Origin of the sequence: Streptomyces sp. NPDC059398 (assembly GCF_042751845.1) — a bacterium.
Lineage (GTDB): Bacteria > Actinomycetota > Actinomycetes > Streptomycetales > Streptomycetaceae > Streptomyces.
Genome location: NZ_JBHYWP010000003.1, coordinates 33,232 through 47,474, shown reverse-complemented (window position 1 = coordinate 47,474; position 14,243 = coordinate 33,232). Strand labels below are relative to the sequence as shown.

Annotated in this window: 13 protein-coding genes; 1 reads left to right on the top strand and 12 read right to left on the bottom strand. The window is 71.5% G+C overall.

What is annotated here, in order from left to right; all coding sequences use genetic code 11:
- Positions 1-140 precede the first annotated feature (140 nt).
- From ACFXBC_RS02095 to ACFXBC_RS02060, 8 genes are all read right to left on the bottom strand, one after another.
- The gene (locus ACFXBC_RS02095) at positions 141-854 is read right to left on the bottom strand and encodes an ANTAR domain-containing protein (RefSeq protein WP_385017541.1); all 714 of its coding nucleotides are present in this window, start codon (positions 852-854) and stop codon (positions 141-143) included.
- A gap of 45 nt (positions 855-899) precedes the next feature.
- A complete protein-coding gene (locus ACFXBC_RS02090) occupies positions 900-1,112 on the bottom strand; it encodes an EF-hand domain-containing protein (protein WP_327295139.1) in 213 nt (70 codons plus the stop codon).
- A 77-nt stretch (positions 1,113-1,189) separates the two neighbouring features.
- Positions 1,190-2,395: a YncE family protein gene (locus ACFXBC_RS02085; RefSeq protein WP_385017536.1), complete on the bottom strand. Its 1,206-nt coding sequence runs from the start codon at positions 2,393-2,395 to the stop codon at positions 1,190-1,192.
- Positions 2,392-3,195, bottom strand: coding sequence for a polysaccharide deacetylase family protein (locus ACFXBC_RS02080; RefSeq protein WP_385017533.1), 804 nt, complete (start codon positions 3,193-3,195; stop codon positions 2,392-2,394). Before ACFXBC_RS02080 ends, ACFXBC_RS02085 begins: the two co-directional genes overlap by 4 nt.
- 278 nt (positions 3,196-3,473) lie before the next feature.
- Complete coding sequence (locus ACFXBC_RS02075) at positions 3,474-3,998, bottom strand: ATP-binding protein (RefSeq protein ID WP_385017529.1); 525 nt, start codon at positions 3,996-3,998, stop codon at positions 3,474-3,476.
- 221 nt (positions 3,999-4,219) lie between these two features.
- Positions 4,220-4,987, bottom strand: coding sequence for an enoyl-CoA hydratase/isomerase family protein (locus tag ACFXBC_RS02070; protein WP_385017526.1), 768 nt, complete (start codon positions 4,985-4,987; stop codon positions 4,220-4,222).
- Positions 4,988-5,129: 142 nt separating this feature from the next.
- On the bottom strand, positions 5,130-6,383 hold the full coding sequence (locus ACFXBC_RS02065; RefSeq protein WP_385017523.1) for an Ig-like domain-containing protein: 1,254 nt from the start codon (positions 6,381-6,383) through the stop codon (positions 5,130-5,132).
- Between the two features lie 236 nt (positions 6,384-6,619).
- Positions 6,620-7,828 (bottom strand): Ig-like domain-containing protein, encoded by a 1,209-nt coding sequence (locus ACFXBC_RS02060; protein ID WP_385017520.1) that lies wholly within the window; start codon positions 7,826-7,828, stop codon positions 6,620-6,622.
- A gap of 279 nt (positions 7,829-8,107) precedes the next feature.
- Here ACFXBC_RS02060 and glgX point away from each other — a divergent pair, with 279 nt between their 5' ends.
- Entirely contained in the window at positions 8,108-10,357 is a 2,250-nt protein-coding gene (gene glgX, locus ACFXBC_RS02055; protein ID WP_385017824.1) for a glycogen debranching protein GlgX, read from the top strand.
- A gap of 60 nt (positions 10,358-10,417) precedes the next feature.
- On the opposite strand, the gene ACFXBC_RS02050 is transcribed toward glgX, so the two are convergent.
- From ACFXBC_RS02050 to ACFXBC_RS02035, 4 genes are read right to left on the bottom strand one after another with little or no spacing between them, the layout of a single operon-like run.
- A complete protein-coding gene (locus ACFXBC_RS02050) occupies positions 10,418-11,059 on the bottom strand; it encodes a response regulator (protein WP_385017517.1) in 642 nt (213 codons plus the stop codon).
- Positions 11,049-12,449, bottom strand: coding sequence for a sensor histidine kinase (locus ACFXBC_RS02045; RefSeq protein ID WP_385017514.1), 1,401 nt, complete (start codon positions 12,447-12,449; stop codon positions 11,049-11,051). The genes ACFXBC_RS02050 and ACFXBC_RS02045 overlap by 11 nt, the downstream gene beginning before the upstream one ends.
- Positions 12,450-12,484: 35 nt before the next feature.
- Positions 12,485-13,270 (bottom strand): ABC transporter permease, encoded by a 786-nt coding sequence (locus tag ACFXBC_RS02040; protein WP_385017511.1) that lies wholly within the window; start codon positions 13,268-13,270, stop codon positions 12,485-12,487.
- On the bottom strand, positions 13,267-14,169 hold the full coding sequence (locus ACFXBC_RS02035; RefSeq protein ID WP_385017508.1) for an ABC transporter ATP-binding protein: 903 nt from the start codon (positions 14,167-14,169) through the stop codon (positions 13,267-13,269). The genes ACFXBC_RS02040 and ACFXBC_RS02035 overlap by 4 nt, the downstream gene beginning before the upstream one ends.
- Positions 14,170-14,243: the final 74 nt, after the last annotated feature.

Genomic DNA, 14,243 nt, shown 5'->3' with positions numbered 1-14,243 from the left:
TTAGGTCTCGCGTGCGTCATCGCCGCGCCCTCACGGGCGGGGGGGTGCCGGCCGCTCATGGGGTGGGGGGGGCCGGCCCAGCCCCGGCGGGGCCCCGCACCACCCCCGCCCGCACGCCCTCCGTCCCTGCGTCCCTCCGTTCAGCCGGACGGCGCGCTCCCCAGGCGCAGTTCGCGGGCGACCACGGCACGCGCCACGTCGGCGAGCTTCAGCCGGTGGGACCTGGCGTGACCGCGCAGCGCGTCGAACGCCTCTCCGGTACCGGTCCGCAGCTGTTCGGCGAGCATGCCCTTGGCCTGCTCGATGACGACTCTGCTGTCGAGCGCCCGGCTCAGCTGCCCGGCGGTCTCCCGGTGGCCGCGGAGCGCGTCGCTCTGAGCGCGGAGCACCATGGCCAGCTCGCCCAGCCGCTGGGCCGACCCGATCTCGGCATCGGACAGCTCCCGCTCGCTGCTGAACAGCTGGAGTACGGCGCAGGGCCGGCCGACGCCGCCGTGCAGGGGGAGCAGCGTCGCCACGGCATGCCCCGCGGCCAGTGCGCGGCCGGTGAACTCCGGCCAGCGCGCGCCCTGTTGCCCGAGATCGATGTTGACCAGGGCCCGGTCGGCGCGCAGGCACTCGGAGACCGGTTCGCCGCCGCCGTGTGCCGCCGTGGCTCCGGCCAGTACCACGGCTGCCCCCGAGAGCTGGAGCAGCTCGGCGCAGTCCTGGCCCAACTGCCTCAGGAGAGAGGGCTCCCGGGCTTCGTCGGCCGCGATGACCGCGAGCCCCAGGGCGCTGCGCATCCACTGCTGTTCCCGGTCCATACCGGGCCAGATTACCGAGACGGGGCGGCGCGGGGGGCCGTACGGCATGACAGCCCCTCGGCTCCGTAGGCCGGGGGGCCGTGCACGCGTGCGCTACTTGTCCAGCGAGGCCCAGAACTCCTCGAAGGAGAGCCTGCCGTCACCGTTGGCGTCCTTGGACCTGATGATGGACTGAGCCACTGTCTCGGTCACATGGAAGTCACCGAGCTGCGCCATGACGCTCTTGTACTCGCTCGCGGTGATCCGGCCGTCGCCGTCCACGTCGAGCCGCTCGAACGCCTTGCGGGCCTCTTCTTTGTCCGCCACTGGGTCCACCCCTTCTCGGTACGTCTCTGACGGTAGTCAGATTAACCGGCGGAGCGGGGCCGCCCTGACCGGCAGGGTCAGCGGAAGATCCCGGTGTGCCCCAGCGAGTAGCGGCCGGGCTGCGGATAGACCGCGAGGCCGTGCGGGCCGCTGCCGACCGGGATGCGGGCGAGCTGCTTCCCGCTGGTGGTGTCGATCGCGTACACCTCCGCGTTGTAGCGCCCGGTCAGCCAGAGCACCTTGCCGTCGGCCGACACACCGCCCATGTCGGGGCTGCCGCCGCCGGGCAGGGACCACTTCTTGAGGAGCTTGTTCCGCGCGAAGCCGAAGACCGAGATGGTGCCTTCGCCGCGGTTGGAGATGTACATCTCCTTGGAGTCACGGCTGATGTAGAGGCCGTGGCAGCCCTTGCCGGTGTGCAGCAGCTTCGGGGTGGTGAACTTGTCCGCGGGGAGCACCCAGACGCCGTCGGCCATCATGTCCGCGATGTAGAAGGTCCGGCCGTCCGGCGAGATCTTCACGTCCTGCGGCATCGCCCCCTTGAAGGGCAGTTTCTGCTGGCCGACCACCTTCATCTTCTCGGTGTCGACCTTGAGCAGTTCGCCGGAGAACTCGCAGGAGACGATGAAGTACCGTCCGTCGGCCGAGAAGTCCGCGTGGTTGACGCCCGCGCAGGTCACCGGGAGCGTCTTCCTGACCTTCATGGTGTGCGGGTCGCGGAAGACGAGCTGGCGGTCCTGCGAGGCCATGACGATGGCGTACTTCCCGTTGGGCGTGAAGTAGAGGTTGTACGGGTCGTGCACGGCGAGCGTCTTGCCGACCTTGCCGTTCGCCGGGTTGATCGGGGTGAGCGAGTTGCCGCGGTCGTTGTTGACCCAGAGCGTCTTCAGGTCCCAGGACGGCACGACGTGCTGCGGCTGCACACCGACCGGGATGGTGCGGATGACCTTGTACGTCTTGGGGTCGATCACGTTGACCGTGTTGGAGTTGGTGTTCGGTACGTAGACCAGGGACGGGAACTTCTTCACGACGGGAGAGAGTCGGCCCGGCCGGTCCGCCGCGTACAGGTCCTTGGGGTCGAGTACGGGGGGCATACCGGCCAGCGGCGCGGGCTGCGACGACTTCACCGCGGTGCCGCGCGGGGCGGCCGCGGCGGTGGTGGCCCTGGCGGCGTCCGGGTGCGCGTGCCCGGTCCCGCCGGACGTCCCGCAGCCGCCCAGCGCGACGGTGAGGCCGATGGCGGCGGTGGCGGCGAGGAGTGTGGTGGTACGGATAGTGATCATGAGGTCAGCAGCTCCGTAGTGGTCACCGCGTGCAGCCCGCGGCGGTCGAAGGCGTCGAGGATGGCGGGCAGTGCGGCGACCGTGTCCGCATAGCCGAAGTGCATCGAGACCACCGAACCCGGCCGGACCGCGCCGGTGACGTTGTGGACGACGGATGCGGCGCCGGGCGAGGTGTAGTCGAGGGAGTCGGTGTCGTACGAGAGCACGTGCGGGTAGCCCGCGCGTGCGGCGAGCCGCTGGACCAGCGGGGTCGCGTACTGGGTGCGCGAAGGGCGGAACCAGGTGCCGATGGAGCCCGTGAGCCGCCGCAGCCGGTCGGCGCAGCCGGTGATCTCGGCGTACGCCTCCCGTTCGCCCATCGCCGAGATGGAGATGTGGTGGAGGGTGTGGTTGCCCAGGTCGTGACCGCCGTCGAGGATCCGGCGGGCCATCGCGGGGTACTCGTCGAGCCAGGTGCCGACGGCGAGGACGGTGACCCGCGCGCCGGCCCTCTCCGCCTCGGCCAGTACGGACTTGGCGACGGCGGGGTTTCCCTGACCGTGGAAGGTGAGCGCGACCCGTTTGCGGTTCCGGGGGCCGTTCGCGATCTGGACCGGCTGGCCGGTGAAGGCGAGGGGGGCCGGTGCGTGCAGCGGGGCCGCTGTCCTCGCGGGCCCGGATGGGGAGCGTGCGGGGTGGGCCCCGGTGGGGGTGGGGGCCGCTGCGGTGGTCGCGCCGCGCGAACACCCGGCGGCCAGCGCCCCGGCGACGGCCGCGCCGGCTCCTGCCCGCAGTGCGCTGCGGCGGCTTATCTCAGTCACGCGACCAGTTAAAGAGGAATCGCCCGGAACGGCCTTTTTTACCTCCCCCCTGTCCGTCGACGACGGAGAGCCTCAGCAGCGGGGCGGCCGAGCGCCGCTCCCGCACATCACCCGCCGCATCCCACCGAAGTCCGCACATTCCCAGGCAGAAATGTCGCCTCACCTGGGATTCACAGCAGCCACGCCGTGATCCGGATGGGTACAACCGGGTGGCGGCCGGCCCCCGCAGCGGGCCTTCAGGAGGACCGGGCAGATCCCCAGGAGGACCGGGCGGGCCCTCAGGAGGACTGGCGGTCGGCGACCCGCATCTCGAACCAGGTGGTCTTGCCGCGCGGCAGCAGATCGACCCCCCACCGGTCGGAGAGCTTGTCTACCAGGAAGAGACCGCGGCCACTGACGTCCATCGGCTGGACCGGCATCAGACAAGGCAGCCCCCGGGACGGATCGCGCACCTCCACCCGGATCCAGCCCCGGCGCCGCAGCATCCGGAGACCGAAGGCCCGCGCACCGGTGTGCCGGACCGCGTTGCCGACGAGCTCCGACACGAGCAGCACCGCGTGCTCGGCGGTCTGCGGCGAGAGCCCCCACTGACGCAGCACGACACCCTGGGTGAGCCGCCGCGCGGTCGCCGCGGACTCGGGACGGGACGCGAGGCGCACCTCCCCCTCCGTTGGGCTGCCGAACAACTCCAGTGCTTTGAGAGCCTGTTCGTCCTCAACGGCCGGTACCCATCGCACAGCATCCGCCTGAGCGCGCTGTTGCGGTTGCTCCACACCCTCCAGGCCCGCCATGCCCCCCATCATGGCTGCCCGAAGGGGCCCCCGGGGCCGTTCCGACGGAATCCGCAATTGCATTCTGCAGTTGCACCCCCTGCGTCTTGGCATATGCGCCTGGCATTACAGGGGCCTTCACACCTGTCCTGAGCTGCGGAGACTCCCCCCTCATGAACGAAATTCAACGGCCATGATCACCCACTCCTTAAGGTTCTCTTAAGGTGCAGCTAATCCACCCAACCGGGTGCCGCTCAGCGGAACTTGGCCTTGCCGGGGCCCTCGTCGACGAAGCTGCGCATACCGCGTTCGCGGTCCTCCGTGGCGAAGAGACCGGCGAACCAGGTGCGTTCGATGGCGAGCCCGGTGTCGAGATCCGTCTCAAGACCCGCGTCGACGGACTCCTTCGCGGCGCGCAGCGCGATGGCCGGCCCCTGGGCGAGCTTCGCCGCCCAGGCGTACGCCTGCTCGTACACCTCGGCCGCCGGGACGACCCGGTCGACAAGACCGAGGGTGAGTGCTTCGGCTGCCCTGACCTGACGGCCCGTGAAGATCAGGTCCTTGGCCCGGGACGGGCCGATCAGCCGGGAGAGCCGCTGGGTGCCGCCGGCCCCGGGGATCAGGCCGAGCAGGATCTCGGGCTGGCCCAGCTTGGCGTTCTCGCCCGCGATACGGAAGTCCGCGCAGAGCGCCAGTTCGCAGCCGCCGCCCAGCGCGTAGCCGGTGACCGCGGCGACCACGGGCTTGGGGATCCGGGCCACCGCCGTGAAGGAGTCCTGCAGGGCGCGCGACCGTACGACCATCGCCGCATGGTCCATGGCCTGCATCTCCTTGATGTCCGCGCCGGCCGCGAACACCTTCTCGCCGCCGTAGAGCACCACGGCGCGTACGTCGTCGCGGCGGGCGGCTTCTTCGGCGAGTTCGCGCAGCCGGTCCTGCACGGCCACGTCGAGTGCGTTCATCGGCGGGCGGTCCAGACGGATGGTGCCGACGCCTTCGGAGACTTCGAGGGTGACTGTCATGACAGCAGGTTAACGGCGGCTAACGCGGTGCGGCCCGGTGCACTTGGTCACAGTGCACCGGGCCGTACGGAGGAAGGCCCACGGGCCTGGTGTTGCTTCCTGCCGGGGGTGCTCCCTGCCGGGCGTCACCTCCCGCCGGGCGTCACTTCTTCCAGTCGGCCCAGGACATGTTCCAGCCGTTGAGGCCGTTGTCCGGCTGGATCGTCCTGTCGTGCGAGTTCTTGACGACCACCACATCACCGACGATCGACTTGTTGTAGTACCAGGCGGCCGGGGTCTCCTTGCTCCAGCCACCGCGCACATCGTGCAGCCCGACACAGCCGTGGCTGGTGTTGGCGGCGCCGAACGTACTGGTGGAGGCCCAGTAGTTGCCGTGCACGAAGGTGCCGGAGTCGGAGAGGCGCATCGCGTGCGGCACGTCCTTGATGTCGTACTCACCGCCGAATCCGACGGTGGCGCCGTTCATCCGGGTCACCGCGTACTTCTCGCTGATGACCATCTGGCCGTTGTACGTCGTGGTGGCCGGGGCGCCCGCGCTGATCGGGATGGTCCGGATCACCTTGCCGTTCTCGGCGACCTTCATGGTGTGCCGGTCGGCGTCGACCGTGGAGACCATGGAGCGCCCGACGGTGAACTTCACGGTCTTGGTCTGCTTCCCGTACACCCCGGGCCGGCCCTCGACGCCGTCGAGGTCGAGCTTCACCGTCACCTTGGTACCGGCCGCCCAGTACTTCTCGGGACGGATGTCGAGGCGGTCGTTGCCGAACCAGTGGCCCTCGACCGGTACGGCGGGATCCGCCGTCACCTTGACCGCGTCCTCGACGTCCGCGGGGTGGGTGATCCCGCGGGTGAAGTGGATCGAGACCGGCATCCCGACACCCACCGTCGCACCGTCCTCCGGTGTGTACTGGCCGACGAAGGTGTTCTTCGGTACGAGCGTGGTGAAGGACGTGTCCTTGGCGGACTCCCGGCCCTTGGCGTCCTTGGCGACCGCGTGGACCGTGAAGCGGGTGGCCGCGGGCAGATGCTGGAGCGGCTGCCAGTCGGCGCCGCCCTGCGCGATACGGCCCGCGACCGTGTTGCCCTTGGCGTCCTTGACCGTGACCGAGGTCAGCCGGCCCTTGTCCGCCGTCACCTTCAGCGCGTCGCTGGTGGCCACCGAACCGGCGCCGTCCTTCGGAGCCACCGTCACAACGGCCTGCGAGGCCGCGGAGCCGGCCTCCTTGCCCGCGTCCTGCTTCGCCTTCTCATCGCTGCCGCTCCCCGAACCGCCGCACGCTGTGACGAACAGCAGCAGCGTTCCGGCGAGCAGGGCCGGCAGTGCGGACTTCGCGCCCCGCATCCCGCGCACGGACCGGCCCCCGGCCGATGTCCCCGATATCGGTCGCCCGTTCAAGATGGTGGTCTCCCCTCGCGCACGTCCCGGCGCCGCCGGTGCACGTACCCCCGCGCGCCGTGTCCGCGCGCACTGCGCACAGAATATCCGCAGCGCGGGGCCGCCGGACTCCCCGGCGATGTCACTGTTCCGTCCCAACCGGGCGCGCCCGCCCAGCTCGTAGAGGTGCGGCGGGCGGGCGGCGGGTTGTACGGGCACGGCGGGCGGGTCGTACGGGCACGGCGGGGGTCAGCGGGTCAGCCGAGCGCGGAGCCCGACCTCCAGTGCGCCCAGTCCAGGTTCCAGCCGCCGAGCCCGTTGTCCGGTGCGACCTTCGTGTCCCGGGAGTTGACGACCTCGACGACATCGCCGATCAGGGTGTGGTCGAAGAGCCAGCCCGCGGGGGACGTGGCGCTGCCGCCGCGTGCGTCGCGCAGCCCGACGCAGCCGTGGCTGGTGTTGGAGGCGCCGAAGACACGGGCGGGCGCCCAGTAGTTGCCGTGCAGGAAGGTGCCCGATCTGGTCAGCCGCATCGCGTGCGGGACGTCCGGGATGTCGTACTCACCGCCGAAGCCGACCGTCCGGCCGTTCATCCGGGTCACGGCGCGCTTCTCCATGACGACCATCCTGCCGTTGTACGTGGTGTGTTTCCTGGCGCCCGCGGTGACCGGCAGAGTCGTCAGGAGGGCGCCGTCACGGCGTACCGCCATGGTGTGCGCCGCGGCGTCGACCAGGGACACCTGGGAGCGGCCCACGGTGAAGGCGATGGTCTTCTGCTGGGTGCCGTACACCCCGGGGGACGCCTGTACGTCGCGCAGCCGCAGCCCGACGGAGACCCGGGTGCCGGGCTTCCAGTAGGCACTCGGGCGGAAGTCCAGGCGGCCGGCGCCGAACCAGTGGCCCGCGACCGGCACCGACGGGGTGGCCGTGACGCGGATCGCCCGCTCCACCGCCGCGCGGTTCTGGACGGGGCGGCTGAAATTGAAGGAGACGATCATGCCGGTGCCGACGGTGGTGCCGTTCTCCGGTGTGAAGTACCCGATGAAGCGGTGCGGGGGGACGTAGGTGGTGAACGTGGTGTGGCGGGCCAGGGTGTGGCCGTCCCCGTCCGATGCCACCGCGTCCACCGCGTACTGGGATGCCAGCCCCAGCCGGCCGCCGTCCGGCTTCCAGGTCCTGCCGTCGTCCGAGACGGTGCCGGGGAGTACCTGGCGGTGCCCGTCCGTGACCCCGTAGACCGTGACCTGTTCGAGCCGCTGCCCGTCCGGTACCCGTACCTCGACCTTGCCGTGGGCGCGTACGCCCTTCGCGCCGTCGTCCGGCATCACCCGGATCGCCTCTTCGGGGGCCCGCGGTTTCCCGTCGGAGCCCGCTCCGCATCCGGCGAGGCCGCCCAGCAGTCCGGCGCACACCGCCGCCAGTGCGGCCGCGACGCCCGCTCGTGTCCGCTTTGTCAGTTGTCTCACGGACCGCTCAACGACCACCCCCCTGCGGGGGAAACGTGAGATTGCCGGTTGTTGCGGGCAGAACAAGAGCGAGGACCATGCGAGGGACCGCGGCCGGGACGCCGGGGCCCGGCGCGCCGCCGGTCCCGATGAGCCGCGGGAGGCCGCCAGGTGTCGAGCGCAGCCGAGCAGGAGACCGTGACGGGAGCGGTGCGGAACGCGGTTCAGGACACGGTTCAGGACGTGGTTCAGGACGCCGTGAAGGACGTGGTTCAGGAAGCGGTTCAGGAGGCGCCCGGCGTGGTCGCCGGCAGCGGGGCGGGCGCGGCGCGGGAGGCGGTGCCCGGTGCGGCCCGGAAGGCCGCGCCCGGTGTGGTGGCCGGCCCCGTGCCGGACGCGGTGACCGTGTGGCCCGGTGCACCCATGCCGCTGGGCGCGCGGTACCGGGTCGGGCCCGACGGGGTCGCAGGTACCAACTTCGCGCTCTGGGCGGGCGGCGCCGAGGCCGTCGAGCTCTGCCTCTTCGACGCGGCGGGGCGGGAGACCCGCTGCGAACTCACCGAGCTGACCCATGAGATCTGGCACGGGTTCCTGCCCGGGGTGCGGCCGGGACAGCGGTACGGCTACCGCGTCCGGGGCAGATGGGACCCGTGGACGGGCGCCCGCTGGAATCCCGCGAAGCTGCTCCTCGACCCGTACGCGCGGGCCGTGGACGGCGAGTTCCGGCTGCCCCCCGAGGTGTACGGGCATGTCAGGGACTGGCCGGACCAGCAGGTCGCCGACACGGTGCGCGACGAGCGGGACTCGGCGCCGCACGTCCCCAAGGGCGTGGTCGTCCACGACGACACACCCGGCGACGAGTGGGCGGACGACCTGCGGCCCAAGACGCCCTGGGCGGACACCGTCATCTACGAGCTACATGTCCGCGGTTTCACCAAGCGGCACCCCGGGATCCCCGATGAGCTGCGCGGGACGTACGCGGGCCTGGCCCATCCGGCGGCGATCGGCCATCTCGTACGGCTCGGAGTGACGGCGGTCGAGCTGCTGCCCGTCCACCAGTTCGCGCACGAGGACCATCTGCTGCGGCGCGGGCTGCGGAACTACTGGGGCTACAACTCGGTCGGCTACTTCGCCCCGCACGCCGGCTACGCGGCGTCCGGCACCGGCGGCGAACAGGTCGGCGAGTTCAAGCGGATGGTGCAGGCGCTGCACGCCGCCGGGATCGAGGTCATTCTCGACGTGGTCTACAACCACACGGCGGAGGCCGGTGAGCTGGGGCCGACCCTGTCGCTGCGCGGGATCGACAACCGCGGCTACTACCGGCTCCAGGACGACCCGCGCCGGTACGCGGACTACACCGGCTGCGGCAACACCCTGCATGTGGTGCGGCCCCAGGTGCTGCGGCTGATCACCGACTCGCTGCGGTACTGGGTCACCGAGATGGGCGTGGACGGCTTCCGCTTCGATCTGGCCGCCGCGCTGGCCCGGTCCTTCCACGACGTGGACATGCTCTCGCCCTTCCTCGCGGTGATCGCCCAGGACCCGGTGCTGCGGCGGGTGAAGCTGATCGCCGAGCCGTGGGACGTGGGCAGCGGCGGGTATCAGGTGGGGGCCTTCCCGCCGCTGTGGACGGAGTGGAACGACCGCTACCGGGACGCGGTGCGGGACTTCTGGCGGGGTGCGCTGCCCGACGTACGCGATCTCGGGTACCGGCTCTCCGGCTCCAGCGATCTGTACGCCTGGGGCGGCCGGCGCCCGCAGGCGTCCGTCAACTTCATCACCGCGCATGACGGCTTCACGCTGCGCGACCTGGTGTCGTACCAGCACAAGCACAACGAGCGGAACGGCGAGGACAACCGGGACGGCACCGACGACAACCGGTCGTGGAACTGCGGCGCCGAGGGCGAGACGGACGACCAGGAGGTCAACGCGCTGCGCCGCAGACAGCTGCGCTCACTGCTGACGACGCTGCTGGTGTCGACCGGGGTGCCGATGCTCGTCGCGGGGGACGAGATGGGGCGGACACAGGGCGGCAACAACAACGCCTACTGCCAGGACAACGAGGTCAGCTGGGTCGACTGGTCACTGCTCGACGAGCCGGGCCCGCGGGCGCTGCTGAACCTCACCTCCCGGCTGCTGGCGCTGCGCCACGCCCACCCCGTGCTGCGCCGCCGGGCGTTCTTCTCCGGCGCGCGGGCGGGCGACGGGCTGCGGGACCTCGCGTGGTTCACCCCGTACGGCCGGGAGATGACGGAGCGCGACTGGTACGCGCCTTCGGCCACGCTCGGGGTCTATCTCTCCGGGGGCGACATCCCCGGCCGGGACGCCAGGGGCGAGCGCATCACCGACGACAGCTTTCTGACGGCCCTGCACGCGGGGGCGGAACCGGTGGAGTTCGTGCTGCCCGGAGCCCCGTGGGCGGAGAGCTACGAACTGCTCGTCGACACCTCACGGGAGGACCAGAGCGCCGCGCCGGGCACACCGCACCCGGGGGGAGCCGCGCTCACCGTCCCGGCGCGGTCGGTGCTGCTGCTGCGGGTGCGGAGCTGAGGCGAGACGGTGCCGGGCGGGCGTCGGTCCCCGTCTCAACCCCCGCCTCGGCCCCCCGTCTCAGCCGAGGATCTTGCGGTCGTACGCCACCGCGACCGCCGCCGCCCGGTCCTTGACGTCCAGCTTCCCGTAGATATGGGTCAGATGGGTCTTGACCGTGGCCTCGCTGATGAACAGCTCACGGGCGATGTCGCGGTTGGACGTGCCCCGGGCGACCAGCACCAGCACCTCGCGCTCGCGGGTGCTCAGCGCGTCGCGGCCCGGAGCGGCCGGAGCACGCACCCGGGAGACCAGCCGGGAGGCGACCGCCGGGGAGAGCACCGTACGGCCATCGGCCGCGGCCCGTACCGCGGTGAAGAGTTCGTCGCGCGGGGCATCCTTGAGGAGGTAGCCGGTGGCACCCGCCTCGATGGCCGGGAGGGTGTCGGAGTCCGTGTCGTACGTCGTCAGGACGAGCACCTTGGCGCGGCTGCCCCTGCGGGTCAGTTCGGCGATGGCGTCCACGCCGTTGCCGCCCGGCATCCGCAGGTCCATGAGGACCACATCGGGGTCGAGGCTCCCGGCCAGCTCGACGCCCGCGACGCCGTCGGCCGCCTCGCCGAGCACCTGGAAACCGGGGGCTCCGGTGAACATGCCGCGCAGACCGTCCCGGACCACGGGATGGTCGTCGACGATCAGCAGGGTGATGACATCAGGGTTCATGGCGGACCAACGGTACGCGAGCCGAGACCGCCGTGCCGTGCCCCGGCTCGGACTCGACCGTGACCGTCCCCGCGATCCGCTCGGCGCGGGCACACATCCCGCCGAGGCCGAAGCCCCCTTCGGCGCTGCGCGGCCCCGACGCGAGCGGGTCGAAGCCGCGGCCGTCGTCGCGTACGTCGAGGGCCATCTCGTCGTCCATGTACGAGAGGGTGACCCCGACCCGGGCCGCCCCGGCGTGCCGGCCGGTGTTGGTGAGGGCCTCCTGCGCGATCCGGAGCAGGGTGGCCTCGACCTCGTCGTGGAGCGGTTCGACGGTGCCGGTGACGGTGAACCCGGCGCGGACGCCCGACTCGGCCGACCACTGGGCGACCAGCTTCTTCAGCGCTTCCGGGAGCGAGTCGTCGGCCAGGGCGGCCGGGCTGAGATTCTGTACGGAGCGCCGGGCCTCGCCCAGGCTGTGGCGGGCCAGTTCCTGGGCGCGGGCGAGGTGTTCACGTGCGGTGTCCGGGGCTCCGGCGACGGAGACGACCTGGAGCTGGGTGATGATGCCGGCCAGCCCCTGTGCGAGGGTGTCGTGGATCTCGGCTGCCAGCCTGCGGCGCTCGTCGGCGACCCCGGCCTCCCTTGCCTGGACCAGGAGTTGGGCGTGCAGCGCCGCGTTCTCGTCGAGAGCCTGCTGGAGCCGGTCGTTGGTGCGTTCCAGCTCGCGGATGGTCTCGACCTGCTCCGTCGCGCGCTCGTCCTCCAGGTTGGCGAGATGGGTCATGACGATGAGCAGCGCGACGTTGACGGCGAACAGCGCGCCGAAGACCACCCAGCCCATGGAGCCGTGCGGGGGCAGCCCGCCGGACTGGGAGCCCGACATGGTGACCGCACTGGCCAGCAGCCCGACCCGTACCAGCCTGCGGGGCAGCAGCCGCTCGGCGCCGAAGTAGCCGGTGACCGCATAGAACGCGTAGAAGGGGTTCAGCCAGGCCAGGGCGAAGGCGATCGCCCAGCGCAGGACGTAGTAGCAGGTGCCGGCCGCCGAGGGGTCCGGCCGGGTGCGGACCGCGCGGCCCCACCAGAGCTGGAGCACGGTCCCCGCGGCGGTGAGGGCCGCCGCCGCGGTCAGCTCGCCCCGGGTCATGTGCAGGGCGGGGGCGGTGGCGGCCGCGGCGAGCGTGGCGACGGCGAGGAGGGCGTACGGGCCGTAGCGGTGGAAGGCCGCCCACCCGATGCCCACCCGGACGGCGACCAGGGGCGGGCCGGCCGCGGCGGCCGGGCCACACGGACCGGTCGCGGCGGCCGGGCCACACGGGGCAGCCGGACCGGTCGCGGCGGTGAGGACGGTCATGGAGCCGGTCGCGGGGCCGGTCCGGGCGGCAGGGCCGGTCAGGTCCGGTGTCATCCCTCCAGTCTGCCCGTACGGGCCGGTGGCCACCGTCACTCCCAGCGGAACCAGCGATTGGCCCCGGCCGACAGCAGCAGCGTCCACAGGGCGAGCACCCCGAGGTGGGTCCAGCCGGGCCAGCTGCCGGTGGCGGCGCCGTTGAGTGCCTGCGCCGCGGCGCCGAAGGGGGTCAGCTCGACGCCGTGGGCCAGGGCGTCCGGCATCGCCTGGACGGGCAGCCAGACCCCGGCGCAGAACATCATCGGGAAGAGGACGGCCGAGCCGGTCGCGTTCGCCACCTTCTGGTTCCGTGACAGGGCGGCCACCAGGGAGCCCAGGGCCAGTGCGGCACAGATCGACAGGGCGAGCGAGAGCAGATAGCCGGGGATCTGCTGGGGCAGGGCGACCTTGAAGACGGTCCGCCCCACGGTGAGCGAGAGCACCGTCGAGACGAGTGCGGCGGCACCGTGCAGGCCCATCTGCGCGGTGAGCAGCGTATGCGGCCGCACCGGTGTGGTGGACATCCGGCGCAGGATGCCCCGTTCGCGGTATCCGGTGATCACCTGGGGCATCGCCTGCAGCCCCGCCATGATCATCGCGAGCAGCACGGTGACCGGGACGTACGCGCTGACCATCGTCCGGCCGCCGATGGACGGGTCGTGCTCGCGGAAGGACGGGATCGAGCCGAGGATCACCAGCAGGACGGTGGGGAACACCATCACCCAGAAGATGGTGGCAGGTTCACGGCGGAAGAGCCGTAGTTCGGAGCGCAGTACGGCGAAGGACGCGCCGGTCCCCGCAGTGGTCCTCGTACGGGCGGTCGCGGTCACGGTGCTCATGCTGCTGCTCCCGTCAGGTCCAGGAACGCGTCGTCGAGAGTGGCGTCGGTGACCCGGAGTTGGTGGGCGGTGATGTGGTGCCTGGCGAGCAGGGTGATGACGGCGTTGACCGTCTCGTCGGTCCCCTCGATGACGAGGGCGCCGTCCCGGTGCTGTACGGAGGCGGCGCCGGGCAGCGCGTCCAGCTCACGGTCGGCGAGCGGCTCGGACGGGGTGAAGGAGATGACGGTCGAACCGGAGGAGCGGCGGATGAGCCCGGCCGGTGTGTCCAGCGCGGCGACCCGGCCCCGGTCGATCACGGCGATGCGGTCGCAGAGGCGCTGGGCCTCCTCCATGAAGTGGGTGACGAGCAGAACGGTCACCCCACCGTCCCTGATGTCCTCGATCAGCTCCCAGGTGTCCCGGCGTGCGCGCGGGTCGAGCCCGGTGGTCAGCTCGTCGAGCACCACCACCTTCGGGTTGCCGATCAGTGCGAGCGCGATGGAGAGCCGCTGCTTCTGACCGCCGGAGAGCTTGGCGAAGCGGGAGTCCGCCTTCTCGGCGAGGCCCAGCCGTTCGGCCAGTGGCCGCCAGTCGGCGGGGTACGGATAGAAGGAGGAGTAGAGCTCCAGCGCCTCCCGGACGGTGATCTTCGGCTGGAGCTGGCTCTCCTGGAGCTGGGCGCCGAGGATCCGTGTCACCCGGGCGTGGTCGGCGACCGGATCGAATCCGGCCACCCGCACCACGCCCCCGTCCGGCACCCGCAGCCCCCCGATGCACTCCACTGTCGTGGTCTTGCCCGCGCCGTTCGGCCCGAGGATCCCGAAGATCTCCCCAGTGTCGACGGCGAAGGACACCCCGTCGACGGCCTGCCTGCCGCCGTACGCCTTCCGCAGCCCGTCCACTTCGATGATTGCCATGCTCACAGGCTCCCGGGGGACGGGGTTCCGCGGCATCCGCCATCACGCTCGAACCGGCATCAACCGATCGGCCG